This window comes from Sphingobium sp. HWE2-09 (assembly GCF_035989265.1).
GTDB lineage: Bacteria > Pseudomonadota > Alphaproteobacteria > Sphingomonadales > Sphingomonadaceae > Sphingobium.
Genome location: NZ_JAYKZX010000003.1, coordinates 1142946 through 1157957, shown reverse-complemented (window position 1 = coordinate 1157957; position 15012 = coordinate 1142946). Strand labels below are relative to the sequence as shown.

Genomic DNA, 15012 nt, shown 5'->3' with positions numbered 1-15012 from the left:
GCGTCAGCCACGCGGCAGTTCGATCACGGCCATGGTGCCGCGCCCGGCTTCCGATACCAGTTCCAGCGTCCCGCCATGCGCTTCGGCCAGTTGGCGCGCCAGCGGCAGGCCGATCCCGGCCCGGCCGCCCTTGCGCGCCTGCCCGGCGCGGGCGGCGGGATCGAAGATCGCCTTTTGCTGCGCGGGCGGGATGCCGGGACCGTTATCGGACACGACGATCCGCGCCTTGTCCGCCACGCCGTCGCCATGCAGCAGGATGCGGCTGCTCTTGCCGCAATAGCGGATGGCGTTTTCCAACAGATGATCGATCGCCTGCCCGATCCGCCGGGCGTCGCCGGACACTACGCCCAGGCTGTCCTGCACCGTCACCTCGACCGCGATCCCCTTGGCCTGCGCGTCCATCGTCATCGCGTTCGCGCTCGCCCGTACCACCGCGGCCAGGTCCACGCGCGCATGATCGATCGGCAGCGTGCCGACCTCCCCCTGCGTCAGGTCCAGCACATTGTCGATCAGCATCGACAGCCGCGCCGTACTCTTGAGGATGCCGTCGACATAGTCCTTCGCCGATGCGCTCAGATCCCCGGCGTAACCGGCGCTCATCATCTCCGCGAACCCGGAAATGGTGGTGAGCGGGGTGCGCAGTTCGTAGCTCATATTGGTAACGAAGGCGGTCTTGACCTTGTCCGCCTGCTCCAGCGCCTTGTTGCGGTCGCGCAGCACCTGTTCCACCCGGCGGCTATCGGTCACGTCTAGCATCGTGAACAGCGCATTGCCATCGGGCAGCGGGATCGCCGCAAATTCAAAGATTTGCCCATCGGCAAAGCCGACATGCCCCATGCGTTGCTTGCGCTCCACCGTGGCGGCCCGCACCAGTTCGCGCACCAGATTGGCCTGTTCCGGCTTGGTCAATTGCGCCTGCACCGCTCGCATCAGATCGTCGATACGCGGGTGGCCCGCCAGCAATTCCTCATTCGCGCCCCAGATGGTGCGGAACCGGCTGTTCCACATCTGCAAGCGTCCGTCGGAGGAAAAGACCCCGATCGATTTAAACAGATTGTCGAAGGTCGCGGTGCGCACCCGCAGCAACGTGTCGCGCGCGCTCGACAATTGCACCTGCTCGGTGCGATCCTCGAAGATCAGCAGCAGCCCGCCATCAGGCAGCGGCTGGGCATAGACGCGCAGATGCGTCCCGTCCTGCAGCAGCCAATTTTCCTCCAGCGGTTCGGGCGACAGGAACCATTGTCGCCGCTCCGCGCGCCAGGCGGGAAAGTCGCGATGCTCGGGCAAGCGGCGCGCGTCGCGCATCTGGTCCAGCACGCGTTCGAACGGCGGCGCGTCCGCCAGAGCGTCCTGATGCAGGCCGAACAGGCTGATGAAAGGCTGGTTCCAGAAGCGCAGCGCCCGATCCGGACCGAACTGCGCCACGCCGGCCGACAGCCGGTCCAGCAGGTCGCGCTGCGCCGCCTGCAACCGCCGATGCTCGACCCGCGCCTGTTCCAGTTCATGCTGATCGACGGCATAGCCCGCGACGCCGGCGGCGCCCAGCGGCACGTCGACCACGCGCATCGTGCGCCGTTCGCCGTCGATCGTGGCGGGCACCATGCGCTCGACCGGCTCGTCGCGGGCGATCGCGTCGGCAGCGGCGGCCTCGGGCGTCAGGCCCGCGACGGTTTCGACCAGTTCGGTGCCATGCGTGATGACATCGCCCGCGCCCGCTGCATCGACGGCGCGCACATAGGCACTGTTAACTAAGCTCAGCCGCAGGTCGGGCGTGCGATGCCACATCGGGAAGGGCGCGGCCTCCACCAGCCCCGCCAGCGCCTCCAGCGCGTCGCGCAATTGCTCGACATGCCCGCGCAAGGTCTGGATCTCCGCCTGGCTGTCGGTCGCGTCGAATATCCACAGGATGACGCCGCCGCTCTCCGCAATGCCCGGCCCCGCAGGCGCGCCACGCACCAGCAGCAGCCGCGCCGATCCCATCCCGCGCACCGGCAGCGCGAAACTCTTGCCCGCTCGTTGCGCCGACGCGATCTCCAGCGCCAGTGCGGCGGCGTCTTCCGGCTCCAACCCGCCATCGGATGCGGTCAGTTCGGACGCGAAGGTCGGCACGCGCGGCTTGCCCAGCCATTTGGCTAAGCGATCGGCCGCCTCCAGCCGCCCGTCGGGGTGAATGATGATCGGCGCAGCCGGGGCCGACGCCAGCAACATGGTCAGCCGGTCGAGCTTGCCCTGCGCGTGGGTGCCTTCGCGCCGCATCCGCTGCCCGCTGAGCAAGGCCCACACGGCCGCACCCAGCCATCCGGCCAGTACCACGCCGAAGATGATGGCGGCATAGGGAGACAATGTCGTCATGACATCCGTCCCCCGACCCGCGCGACCTGCCTGTCCCTGTTCATAAGCCGGTTGGGCCTAACGCAGATCGATCGCATCGGAAAGCGGTCGCGCAAGAAAAAGGGAGACGTCGCCGCCTCCCTTCTGTTCGTTCATTTACCATAGGGGTTGACCGGATCATCGAAAGACGCCGTTCCCCGGCCTGCGCCGGGGCACCCAGGCCCGCCTTAATAGCGGTAATGATCCGGCTTGAACGGGCCTTCCACCGGCACGCCGATATAATCGGCCTGCTTCTGGCTCAGCTTGGTCAGCTTCACGCCCAACTTTTCAAGATGCAGTTCGGCGACCTTCTCGTCCAGATGCTTGGGCAGCACATAGACGTCGTTCTTATATTGCTCGCTCTTGGTCCACAGTTCGATCTGCGCCAGCGTCTGGTTTGTGAAGCTGGCCGACATCACGAAGCTGGGGTGGCCGGTGGCGTTGCCCAGGTTGACCAGGCGGCCCTTCGACAGGACGATGATCTTCTTGCCGTCGGGGAATTCGACTTCATCGACCTGCGGCTTGATCTCGGTCCACTTCATGTTGGACAGACCCGCAATCTCGATCTCGCTGTCGAAATGGCCGATGTTGGATACGATCGCCATATTCTTCATCGCGCGCATATGGTCGACGGTCAGCACGCCTTCATTGCCGGTAGCAGTGACGAAGATGTCGGCGCGCGGTGCGGCCTCTTCCATCGTCAAGACTTCATAGCCTTCCATCGCCGCCTGCAGCGCGCAGATCGGATCGACTTCGGTCACCAGCACGCGCGCGCCGCCATTGCGGAGCGAGGCAGCGCTGCCCTTGCCGACATCGCCGAAGCCCGCGACGCAGGCGATCTTGCCCGCCAGCATGACGTCGGTGCCGCGACGGATCGCGTCCACCAAGCTTTCCTTGCAGCCGTAGAGATTGTCGAACTTCGACTTGGTGACGCTGTCGTTCACGTTGATCGCCGGGAAGGGCAGCTTGCCCTTCTTGCTCAGCTCATACAGGCGGTGAACGCCGGTCGTCGTCTCTTCCGACACGCCCTTGATGCTCGCGACCGTCTTGGTCAGGAAGCCGGGGCGTTCGGCCAGCACGCGCTTGAGCGTCTTTACGAAGATTTCCTCTTCTTCGTTGGACGGCGTGAACAATTCTTCACCGGCCTCGACGCGCGCGCCCCACAGCGCGAACATGGTGGCGTCGCCGCCATCGTCCAGGATCATGTTGCAGACGCCGGACTCATGATTGTGCCAGTCGAAGATGCGCTCGACATAGTCCCAATATTCTTCGAGCGTCTCGCCCTTGATCGCAAAGACCGGCACGCCCGACGCGGCGATCGCGGCGGCGGCATGGTCCTGCGTCGAATAGATGTTGCAGGTCGCCCAGCGCACTTCCGCGCCCAGCGCCGTCAGCGTTTCGATCAGAACGGCAGTCTGGATCGTCATGTGCAGCGAGCCGGTGATGCGCGCGCCCTTGAGCGGCTGCGACGGGCCGAATTCGGCGCGCAGCGCCATCAGGCCGGGCATTTCGGTTTCGGCGATGTCCATTTCCTTGCGCCCAAAGGCGGCAAGGGCGATATCGGCGATCACATAATCCTGCGCCTGAGTGGCGGGTGCAGTGGCCACGATCGTATCTCCGTCAGCTTAGAATTGTGCCCCGCCAGCACAGGACTGGCAGCGGCGATGGCAAGCGCCTTACCAACCGGCGGCGTCGATGGCAACTTATATAAAGATTTCTTTATGTGCCTGTCCCGGGGGATGGACGGCTTAGGCCGAACCCGCGCCCGATACGAGATGCGACGCATCGACCCCGGCCGCCGCATAGGCGGCCGCCCAACGGCGCGGGGTTGGCGTATCAAATAATAGCGCTGGATCGCCATCGGCCAGGAACCAGCTCTCGCCATGCATTTCTTGCTCCAACTGCCCTGCGCCCCAACCGGCATAGCCCAGTGCGACCAGATAGCGGCTTGGCCCCCGGCCCTCCGCAATCGCCTTCAATATGTCGAGCGATCCCGACACGCCCCAACGGTCGCCGATCTGCACCATGTCCTGCCCGCCCCAATCCAGCGAATGCAGCACGAACCCGCGGCGCGGTTCGACCGGCCCGCCGCGCAACACCGGCGTGTCGGCCACCTTGCTGCCGTCGATGTCGAAACTTTCGAGCAGTTCGCGCAGGGTCACCCCCTCCATCTCGTCGCCCACTGCAATGCCGAATGCGCCCTCTTCGTCATGGACGCACAACGCCACCACCGAATGGTTGAACCGCATGTCCTCCATGCCGGGGAGGGCGAGCAGGAAATGCCCGCCATAGAAACGCGCCTGGGTCATCGCCTGAATATAGAGAGCCGCTTCGCCTTGCCAAGGACGCACGTCGCACGCATCGGGCGTTGCGACATATTCCCATGCGCGCGTCTTGACAGTGGACGGTCGAGCGCCGACCTCCCGCCCGTTACAGGCGCAGGAGACATAAGCATGACCATTTCCAAAGGCGATCGCCTTCCCAGCACGACCTTCACCAAGATGACCGAAAATGGCCCCGAAGCCGTGTCGTCGGAAGAGTATTTCGCGGGCAAGACCGTCGCCATCTTTTCCGTGCCCGGCGCCTTCACGCCGACCTGCTCGGCGAAGCATCTGCCCGGCTTCGTGGACAAGAGCGAGGCATTGAAAGCCAAGGGCGTGGACGAAATCGCCTGCACCGCCGTCAACGACGCCTTCGTCATGGGCGCTTGGGGCAAGTCGGCCGGTACGGATGGCAAGGTCACGATGCTCGCCGACGGCAACGCCGATTTCGCCAAGGCCGTGGGCCTGACCATGGATGGCAGCAAGTTCGGCCTCGGCACGCGCGGCCAGCGTTTCTCGATGATCGTCAAGGACGGCGTCGTGCTGGAATTGAATGTCGAACAACCCGGCGACTTCAAGGTGTCATCGGCCGACCATATGCTGGAACAGCTCTGATTATCTACGGATCACGCAGCGGATTTTAAGTCCGCTGCGTGATCGGCACGCTGCGTCTTCCTTCCGTCACGCAAAGGCGTTAACAGGGGGCGATGACACAAAGCATCGGCAGCAAGGCGGTCGCACAGCTCGACCTTATCTATCAGACATCCATCGAAAATCTGCGGGAAGCGATGCGGGCCTATGCCCGCGACGGCAGCGTCCCACCGCCTGAGGCGAAGACCGACCGGCGCTTTTGCTATCCCGAATTACGTATCACCTATCATGGCGACAGCGATGCGCCGCCGCCGGGCCGCTCCTTCGCGCGCCTGTCGAAGCCGGGGCGTTACGTCACCACCGTCACCCGGCCCACCATGTTCGCCGACTATCTGGCCGAACAGGTGGACCTGCTGGTCCGCGACTATGGCGTGGCGGTCGAAACGGGCCTGAGCGAACAGGCCATCCCCTTCCCCTATGTGCTCGACGGGCTGGATATGAGCGCGCTGGACGGCACGCCCCCCACCGAACTCGCCCGCCATTTCCCCACCACCGAACTGGCCGAAATTGGGGATGAGATCGCCGACGGACTGTTCATGCCGGATGTAGATGGCGATCGCCCACTGGCCCTGTTCGACGGGTTGCGCACAGACTTTTCGCTGGCGCGTCTCAAACATTATACCGGCACCCCGGCCGAGCACGTGCAGCGTTACATCCTGTTCACCAACTATCACCGCTATGTCGATGAATTCGTGGCCTGGGCCTGCGACGAATTGCAGCGTGACGGCAGCCGCTATACCGCGCTGTCAGGCGCGGGCGGCGTATATGTGACGCCCGAAACCGCCGATCCCGCGCGGATGATCGCCGACAGCGCCTGGCGCCGACACCAGATGCCCGCCTATCACCTGATCGCCCCGGACCGCAGCGGCATCACGCTCGTCAATATCGGCGTCGGCCCGTCCAACGCCAAGACGATCTGCGATCATCTGGCCGTCGTGCGGCCCGAAGCCTGGCTGATGATCGGCCATTGCGGCGGCCTGCGCCCCAGCCAACGGATCGGCGACTATGTGCTGGCCCACGCCTATTTGCGCGACGATCATGTGCTGGACGCGATGTTGCCACCGGAAATCCCGGTGCCCGCCATCGCCGAAGTGCAGGTCGCGATGGCGCAGGCGGCCGAAGCCGTGTTGGGCCACAGCGATCCGGAGGATTTCAAGCGCCGCCTGCGCACCGGCACCGTCGTCACCACCGACGATCGCAACTGGGAATTGCGCTATTCCAGTTCCGCCCTACGGTTCAGCCTGTCCCGCGCGGTCGGCATCGACATGGAATTGGCCACCATCGCCGCGCAGGGCTATCGCTTCCGCGTCCCCTACGGCACGCTACTCTGCGTGTCGGACAAGCCGATCCACGGTGAATTGAAGCTGCCGGGACAGGCGAACCGTTTCTACGAAGAAGCGATCGCCAGCCATTTGCGCGTCGGGCTGATGACCTGCGAATTGCTCCGTGAGGAAGGCGCGAAACTGCACAGCCGCAAGCTGCGCGCCTTCAACGAACCGCCGTTCCGCTAAAGCGGTTCAGGCCGCGTCGCGCCAGATGCTGATGCGATCCTTGCCGTCCTTCTTGGCGGCATAGAGCGCGGCGTCGGCGCGGGCGACCAGGTCTTCCAGTTGCGCATCGGCGGGGGCCAGTTCGGACACGCCGAAACTGGCACGCAGCCAGGCTTCGGGAAAACGCGGCAGGGTCAGGTGGCCGACCTGCGCCCGCACCCGCTCCATCACTTCGGCCGCGGCACTGGCATCCGTATCCAACAGCAACAGCCCGAACTCGTCGCCGCCCATGCGGCCTACTACGTCGCCCCGGCGCACGGCATTGTTCAACAACTGCGCAAAGCCGCGCAGCGCCTGGTCGCCTGCGATATGACCGTGGCTGTCGTTCAACATCTTGAACCCGTCCAGGTCGCATACGACCAGCGCCAACGGCCGCCCATGCCGCCGCGCCTGCGCGATCGCCCGCGTCGCCGCTTCGTCCAGCCCGCGCCGGTTGAACACGTCGGTCAGCGGATCATGGCGTATCTGGCGGCGCAATTGCTGCGCCAGGTCGCCCGCGACGACCAGCACGGCGGCAACCCCGGTTCCGGTATAGATGGTCGGCACGATGACGCCCAATATCGCGCGATACAGATCCTTACCCTGCTCCGGCCCGGTGATGCGCAAGGCGGCGATCGCCAACCCCGCCTGCGCCAGCGCGAAGAGGACGAGGATCGAGAAAAAGGCCAGTTCGGGCGGCGTGAAAGCCCGATCCCTGGGCCACAGTGATACCGCGCTGATGGCGACCAATACTCCGACGAAGGCCGGGATGATCATCCCCTGCATCGCCTCGTTACCGAAGGGCGAGATGGCGATGGCCGTCGCGGACGCCGCGACGGCGGCGGGAATGCCGAAAAGGCGCAGCGGAACTGGGCGGCCCGACCGCTGGCGAATGCCGATCGCCAGCAGGGACGCGCTGGTCACCAGCCCGACGCCCGCCAGTCCGAACAACAGTCCATTCTTCCAAAAGAAACCGCCAGCATTGGCCAGCCACTGAAATACTGCCACGGCATAGGACGCGGTCCAGGTCAGAACATGTTTTTGCCGACCAAAATGCAGCCAGGCGACCGCCATGGCGATAGCCATGACCAAACTGATACCGAACAACAGCGAAAGGACGACGGCTGGCACACTCATGGGCCAGCCGTTTACCAAGATTTAGTCGGACTTACCAGCCGCAAGACTTGCCTTTATTCTGTTGAACCAACCACTTCTGCAATGGTGCGAAATAATTGACCAACGCCTTGCCTGACATCTCGCGGCTGCCGGTAAAGGCTTGCAAGGCGTCGGGCCAGGGCTTCGACGCGCCCATTTCCAGCATTGCGTTCAATTTCGCGCCGACCGCCTTGTTGCCATAGAAGGAACAACGATGCAGCGGGCCTTTCCACCCGGCCTGCTTGCACGCCGCCTCGTAGAATTGGAACTGCAACACCCGCGCCAGGAAATAGCGCGTATAAGGCGTATTGCCGGGAATATGATATTTGCCGCCCGCATCGAACTTCGTTTCGTCGCGCTGCACCGGCGGTATGATGCCCTGATATTGCAGGCGCAGGTCGGTCCAGCCCTTTTCATACTGGCTCTGCGGGATCGATCCGTCGAACACGCCCCAGCGCCATTTGTCGATCAAAAGGCCGAACGGCAGAAAGGCGACCTTGTCCATCGCCTGGCGCAGCAACAGGCCCAGATCCTTGTCCGCCCCCGGCACCTTGGCCGGATCGAGCAGGCCGATCTTCACCAGATAGTCCGGCGTGATCGACAGGGCAACGAAATCGCCGATCGCTTCATGGAAGCCGTCATTGGCCCCATCCAGATAGAGCTGATTTTGTTTCTGATAGGCGCGCTGATAATAATTATGGCCCAGCTCGTGATGGATGGTGACGAAATCGTCGCCATTTACCTTCGTGCACATCTTGATGCGGATATCGTTCTTATTGTCCATATCCCAGGCAGAGGCATGGCAGATGACCTCCCGGTCGCGCGGCTTGGTGATTTGCGACCGCTCCCAGAAGGTCTGCGGCAGCGGATCGAAGCCCAGCGAACTATAGAAGCCTTCGCCCGCCTTCACCATCTTGATCGGGTCATAGCCCTTGGCGACAAGCAGGTCGGTCGTATCAAAACCCAGGTCGCCCGCGCCCTGCGGCGCCACGACATCATAGATATTGCCCCATTCCTGCGCCCACATATTGCCCAGCAGGTCGGCGCGGATCGGCCCGGTCTTGGGCTGCACCGCATCGCCATATTTCTCGTTCAGCTTGGTGCGGGTATAGCAATGCAGGTCGTCGTAGAGCGGCTTGACCTCCGCCCAAATCTTGTCGGTCAGCTTGGCGAAATCGTCGGCGGGCATGTCATATTTGGACCGCCACATCGCGCCGGTATCGGCAAAGCCCAGTTCCTTGGCGCCCGCATTGGCGATATCGACCATCTTGGCATAGTCGGTCCGCATCGGCGCACCGACATTGTCATGCCAGCTGACCCACATTTCCTTGAGTTCGTCGGGGTTGCGGTTGACCCCCATCTGCTCTTCGATGTCGCTGCCGTTGATCGGCTGGCCTTTCAGCGTGCCTTTGCCCTTGCCATAGCTGGACTTGAGCTTTGTCGACAGGTCGTTCAACTGCTCGGCTGCGCCCGGCGTCGTCGGCGCAGGCAGCGTCAGCGCGGTGCGCAGCAGCGTCAGCCGTCGCTTCGTTTCGATGCTCAGCCCCGGTGCGGTCGCATATTTCGCCGCTTCCAGCGCATAGTCGACCTGCTGCTTCGTGCTGATAGCGCCAAAATAGGAAGCGATCGCGTCCGTATCCTCGGTGATATAGGTCGCGTTGATCCACGCTGCGCGGCTGCCGATAATCGACTGATCGAACAGCGCCTTCTCCGCCTTGGCAAGGAACGCGTCGGCTTCGGCAGCGGTCGGCGTGGTGGCCGAAGCAGCTGGTGTCGCCGTCTGCGCCATCACCGGCGAAGCAACGAGGGCGGCCGCAAGCGCGGCCAGCGAAATCGCGATTTTCATGAAATTCCCCTGATCGGTTATGCAGGGAAGGTGGCTTGGTGAAGCGATACAGTCAAGCGGTGAGGAAATCGACCATCGCCTGGCCCAGTTCCTTCCGGGTGACGGCGTTCATATGATTGCCCGGCACTTCGACATAGCGGCCATCGGGCAGCACATCGGCCAGCTCCTGCGCCACACCATTGTCGCGATCGTCCGCGCCGCAGATCACGACGGTGGGCTGCGGGAAACCCGCGATTGTCGCTTCGTCGGTATCGACGAAGGTGTTGAGGATATTGAGCAACGCCACCGGATCGCCCTTGGTGGTCTTCAGAAAGGCTTCGGTCATCCATTGCGACGTGCCGCGCTCGAAGGTGCCGAGGTTGGTGAGGACGTTGCGATAATAGCCGCCATTGTCGAGCGTCTGGACGAGGCCGCGCAGACCCATCCCCGCCAGGATCACGCGCCGCGGCGTCGCCCCCCGCGCCAGCATCCGCACCGTCGTGCGCGCGCCCAGCGAATAGCCCCCCAGATCATAATCGGTCAGCCCCAATTGCGCGACCAGCCCCAGATTGTCGTCCGTCAGCGCGTCGGCGGGATAGGCGGCGGGATCATGCGGCTTGGCGCTCTCCCCATGGCCGCGCAGGTCCGGCAGGATCAGACGAAAGCCCGCCTCCACCAGCTTGGCCGCGTGGCCGTAACGGATCCAGTTCGTATAGGCGTTGGAAAAATAGCCATGGATCAGCACCAGGTCGCGGCCTTCTCCCACCATATGCACCGCGATCGGCAGCCCGTCGAAACCCGTGATCTCATGGCGTTCGATCGGCAGGTCGGTCATTGGGCTGTTCCTTATCGGGCTGAGGCGCAATGCCGATATGGTGTCGGGCGCTAGGGCGCAAGGGGGCTATCCTGCCAGTCCGACCAGCAGGTACGATCCATCAAGCCCAAAACCAGCGCCGCAAAGGGCGTATCGGCGCAGCGACGGACAAGCTTGCGGTCCGCCGTCACAACGACCGTTTCCAGCATCTCGGCGGTGGCAAGAAAGAAGCAGTCATAAGCCGGATGGTCCAGCGCTAGACTGATGTCCAGCGCACGACCGGCAAGTTGCGCAGTCGGGATCAGGTCGATGAGATCGGGCAGGATGGCCACGGATTCCCGTGCTTGGGTCGCGTCGATTTCCTTCGCGCGCACCTTCTTCCACATCACATTAGCAAATTCGGCGGTCAGGAGGTCGGGCGCAATGATACGACGCGTTAGGAGCGTAAGTGCCACGGCGGTTTCGCCTGACGCCAGCGGATCGTCCCCGCCAATAACCCAACGGGCCGCCACGCTCGTATCGACCACCAGCATCAGGGGCGATCGTCATCCCACAGCAAATCCTCGGCCGGGGTTTGCCGCACCTGCCTTGGCGTCATGGCACGGATGGTTTCGAGCCGCGCGAGCGTTGCATGCAGGCGCTCACTCGTCATCGGTCGTGCGCGCGTCAGCGCGTCGCGCAATTCCGCCTCCAGCGACCGCTGGTTGCGGGCCGCCAACTCGCGATAGGCCGCGATAAGGCTGTCATCGAGATTGCGGATCAAAACCTGGCCCATGTCGCCATGCTATCATGATGATAGCATGGCGACAAGGATGCCGGATCACCCCTTCTTGAGGTGACGACGACCCAGCAGTTCGGCGATCTGCACCGCGTTCAGCGCCGCGCCCTTGCGCAAATTATCGCTGACGCACCACAGGTTGATGCCGTTTTCGATCGTCGAATCTTCCCGCACGCGACTGATGAAGGTCGCGAAATCGCCGACACATTCGATCGGCGTGATATATCCGCCATCCTCGCGTTTATCGACCAGCATGATGCCGGGCGCTTCACGCAATATGTCCTGCGCTTCCTTGGCGGAAATCTCATTCTCGAACTCGATATTGATCGATTCCGAATGGCCGACGAACACCGGCACGCGCACGCAGGTCGCGGTGACCTTCACCTTGGGGTCGAGGATCTTCTTGGTTTCCGCGACCATCTTCCATTCTTCCTTGGTCGATCCATCGTCCAGGAAAACGTCGATATGCGGGATCACGTTGAAGGCAATCTGCTTGGTGAACTTCTTAGGCTCGGCCGGATCGCCGACGAAGATGTTACGGCTCTGCTCGAACAGTTCGTCCATGCCCGCCTTGCCCGCACCCGACACCGACTGGTAGGTCGACACGACCACGCGCTTGATCTTCGCTGCGTCATGCAGCGGCTTCAACGCGACGACCATCTGTGCGGTCGAGCAGTTGGGGTTGGCGATGATGTTCTTCTTCTTATACCCGTCGATCGCATCCGGGTTCACTTCGGGCACGATCAAGGGCACGTCCGGGTCCATGCGATAGAGCGAACTATTGTCGATCACGACGCAACCGGCCGCCGCCGCCTTGGGCGCATGGATTTCGGTCGGGCCGCTGCCCGCCGCGAACAGGGCGATATCCCATCCGGTGAAATCGAAATGTTCGATATTCTGGCATTTGATGGTTTTGCCGGTCTCACCAAAATCGATGGTCAGCCCCTGCGACCGCGACGAAGCGACCGCCGCGATCTCGTCAATCGGGAACTCGCGCTCGGCGAGAATGGTCAGCATTTCGCGGCCCACATTCCCGGTGGCTCCCACGACGACGACCCTGTAACCCATGACTTAACACTCCACTTATGCACTTAGATTGCGGGGTGGCGCATAGCGTCCTTGCGCCATTTGTCCAGTGACAAGCCCTTTGTTGCGCGCAAGCGCGTCTATTGCGCCACGACGTTGCGTCGCAATAGTGGTCCCTCAGCGCAGGCCGGGAAACTTACTTACCGTTCAGCGGCGTCCGGCGACACCCCACGCCGCGCCAGAAACCCCTCGATCGTCTTCCACAGATGCACGCTGATGCCCGGCCCGCCAACGCGATGGGTCTGCCCCGGATAGGCCATCATCTCGAACGGCACCGCCGCGCCCTGCATCTTCGCCATCAGCGCGGTCGAATTGTCGAACACCACATTGTCGTCCGACATGCCGTGGATCAGCAGCAGCGGGTCGCTGATCTTTACCGCCTCGTCCAGCGCGCCCGACGCAGGATAGGCGCTCGGCTTGTCCTGCGGCTGGCCCAGATAACGCTCGGTATAGTGGGTGTCATACAGTTCCCACTTCGTGACCGGCGCGCCCGCAATCGCCGCGGCAAAGACGCCCGGCGCCTTTTCCAGCAGCTTTAACGACATATAGCCGCCATAGGACCAGCCATAGGTGGCGATCCGCTTGGGGTCCACAAAGGGTTGGCTCTTAAGCCATTCCACGCCCTTCAACTGGTCTGCCACCTCGACCGACCCCATGGCGCGATAGAGATGATCCTCGAACGCCTTGCCGCGATCGGGCGTGCCGCGATTGTCCATCGCAAAGACGATCCAGCCGCGATCCACCAGATATTGGTTCAGCGCGCCGGACCATGTGTTCGTCACCTGCCGCCCGCCGCCCGGACCGCCATAATGGATCATGAAGACGGGATAGCGTTTACCCGCCTCCATCTTCGGCGTCATGATCTTGGTATAGAGCGTCGATCCGTCCGCCGCCTTCACCGTGCCGAATGTCGTCTTCACATGACCCGCGACATAGGGCGCATAGGGGTGGCTGCCCGTCAGCGCATTTTCCGACAGCCACTGCAACTGCTTGCCCGCGCTGTCGGCCAGATAGACCTGCTTGGGCTGGTCCGTATTCTGGCGCGTCACCACGACCCGGCTCGCCGCGCCGTCCATCACTGCGTCGTTCCACCAGCCCTTGGCGGTCAGCGCCCGCGCCTGACCCGGCTTGCCCAGCGGCGCGACATAGAGTTGTTGCTCCAGCGGCGTTTCGCGGTTGCCGGTGAAATAGACCAGCCCCTTGCCCTCATCCACGCCCACAACATCGCGCACTTCCCAGGCGCCGCTGGTCAACGCCGTCCATTTTGCGCCGCTTACCCGGTAAAGATGCCCGTGCCCGCTCTTCTCCGACCACCACAGGAAACTGCCATCCTTCAAGGCATGGAAATTGTTCGACAGATTGATCCAGCTTTTCGCCGTTTCCGTCAGCACCACCCGCGCCTTGCCGGTGGCGGGATCGACCGCCAACAGGTCGAGCCGCTTCTGGTCCCGGCTCTCCCGCTGTACGTAAAGCGTCCGGCCATCCTTCGCCCAATCGACCCGCGCCAGATACACATTCTTGTCCGCGCCCAGATCGACCTGCACCTGCCCCGACCCGTCCGGCTTCATCACGAAAAGATCGACGATCGCATTAGGCGTTCCGGCGGCGGGATAGCGCTGCTGATAGACTTTCGTCCCTTCTCCGCCGATCGCGGTGCGGGTGACGATGCCGACCGGGCTTTCATCGACACGGGCGACGGCAATCAGCGCATCATCGGGCGACCACCAGTAACCGGTGCGCCGGTCCATTTCCTCCTGCGCGACAAACTCGGCCACGCCCCAACTCAGCGTGTCGCTCGCCCCCTGCGTCAACTGGCGCTCCTTGCCGCCCACCGGCTGCGTAAACAGATTGCCGCCACGCACGAAGGACACAAATCCGCCCTTGGGGCTGACCACGCCGTTCAACTCGCCATCGGGCGTATCGGTCAGGCGCGTGACCTTGCCGTCCAGCCCGGCCAGATACAGATCGCCATCCACCGGCACCAATATGCTCTTTCCATCGGGCGCCCAATCATAGCTGGTGATGCCCGTACTCCCCGCCACGGATCGATCCCGCTCGCGCTGCATCTTTTCCGCTTCGGACAGGTCCGCGCCGCTGCCGGTCTTCTTCGAATCGACCAGCATCCGCTCAGCGCCGGTTTTGCTGTCGATCGCCCACAGATCGAGCCGTTCCTTTTCGTCCGCGCGCGGTTTCAGCAACGTCACTAGCGATCCATCGGGCGACAATTTCAACGCGCGCGGCTGCGGCCCGGCCAGGTCGGGACTGGCAAAGACGCGCCCTAACGTCAGCATCTCCTGCGCCTGGGCGACTGGAACTGAAGACAGCAGCAGCGCGCCAAGGGCAGCGCCGGATTTAAGAATAGGGGCCAAGACGATCCTTTCCAAGCAACGCGCGTACGCGTCGTTTCATGCCGCCGGTTTAACGCGACGGATTAGAAAAAATCAATGCCGGGAAATAATCTGTCCTGCCATGATCCCCGGATC

12 protein-coding genes are annotated in these 15012 nt (G+C 63.1%); 2 read left to right on the top strand and 10 right to left on the bottom strand.

The annotated features are described in order from the left end of the window. Positions 1-3: 3 nt before the first annotated feature. The 3 genes from U5A89_RS11045 to U5A89_RS11035 all read right to left on the bottom strand — a co-directional run bounded on the left by U5A89_RS11045 (position 4) and on the right by U5A89_RS11035 (position 4679). Entirely contained in the window at positions 4-2352 is a 2349-nt protein-coding gene (locus tag U5A89_RS11045) for a sensor histidine kinase (protein ID WP_338161183.1), read from the bottom strand. A gap of 206 nt (positions 2353-2558) precedes the next feature. After that, positions 2559-3977 carry an adenosylhomocysteinase gene (ahcY, locus tag U5A89_RS11040; protein ID WP_338161182.1) on the bottom strand — a complete coding sequence of 473 codons (1419 nt, stop codon included), beginning with the start codon at positions 3975-3977 and terminating at the stop codon, positions 2559-2561. Positions 3978-4118: 141 nt separating this feature from the next. Next, positions 4119-4679, bottom strand: a complete 561-nt coding sequence (locus U5A89_RS11035; protein WP_338163014.1) for a YqgE/AlgH family protein — start codon at positions 4677-4679, stop codon at positions 4119-4121. 144 nt (positions 4680-4823) lie between these two features. Here U5A89_RS11035 and U5A89_RS11030 point away from each other — a divergent pair, with 144 nt between their 5' ends. Next, on the top strand, positions 4824-5306 hold the full coding sequence (locus U5A89_RS11030) for a peroxiredoxin (RefSeq protein WP_338161181.1): 483 nt from the start codon (positions 4824-4826) through the stop codon (positions 5304-5306). Positions 5307-5398: 92 nt separating this feature from the next. Next, positions 5399-6853 carry an AMP nucleosidase gene (locus U5A89_RS11025; protein WP_338161180.1) on the top strand — a complete coding sequence of 485 codons (1455 nt, stop codon included), beginning with the start codon at positions 5399-5401 and terminating at the stop codon, positions 6851-6853. A 6-nt stretch (positions 6854-6859) separates the two neighbouring features. Here U5A89_RS11025 and U5A89_RS11020 read toward each other — a convergent pair whose 3' ends face one another. The 7 genes from U5A89_RS11020 to U5A89_RS10990 form a co-directional block, all read right to left on the bottom strand. Beyond that, positions 6860-8008 carry a GGDEF domain-containing protein gene (locus U5A89_RS11020; RefSeq protein WP_338161179.1) on the bottom strand — a complete coding sequence of 383 codons (1149 nt, stop codon included), beginning with the start codon at positions 8006-8008 and terminating at the stop codon, positions 6860-6862. Positions 8009-8039: 31 nt separating this feature from the next. Next, positions 8040-9872: a M2 family metallopeptidase gene (locus U5A89_RS11015; RefSeq protein ID WP_338161178.1), complete on the bottom strand. Its 1833-nt coding sequence runs from the start codon at positions 9870-9872 to the stop codon at positions 8040-8042. 52 nt (positions 9873-9924) lie between these two features. Then, positions 9925-10686, bottom strand: coding sequence for an alpha/beta fold hydrolase (locus U5A89_RS11010; protein ID WP_338161177.1), 762 nt, complete (start codon positions 10684-10686; stop codon positions 9925-9927). A gap of 50 nt (positions 10687-10736) precedes the next feature. After that, positions 10737-11198: a type II toxin-antitoxin system VapC family toxin gene (locus U5A89_RS11005; protein WP_338161176.1), complete on the bottom strand. Its 462-nt coding sequence runs from the start codon at positions 11196-11198 to the stop codon at positions 10737-10739. Further along, positions 11198-11440, bottom strand: coding sequence for a FitA-like ribbon-helix-helix domain-containing protein (locus U5A89_RS11000; RefSeq protein ID WP_338161175.1), 243 nt, complete (start codon positions 11438-11440; stop codon positions 11198-11200). Before U5A89_RS11000 ends, U5A89_RS11005 begins: the two co-directional genes overlap by 1 nt. 45 nt (positions 11441-11485) lie before the next feature. After that, positions 11486-12511 (bottom strand): aspartate-semialdehyde dehydrogenase, encoded by a 1026-nt coding sequence (locus U5A89_RS10995; protein ID WP_338161174.1) that lies wholly within the window; start codon positions 12509-12511, stop codon positions 11486-11488. A gap of 158 nt (positions 12512-12669) precedes the next feature. After that, complete coding sequence (locus U5A89_RS10990) at positions 12670-14898, bottom strand: S9 family peptidase (protein ID WP_338161173.1); 2229 nt, start codon at positions 14896-14898, stop codon at positions 12670-12672. Positions 14899-15012: the final 114 nt, after the last annotated feature.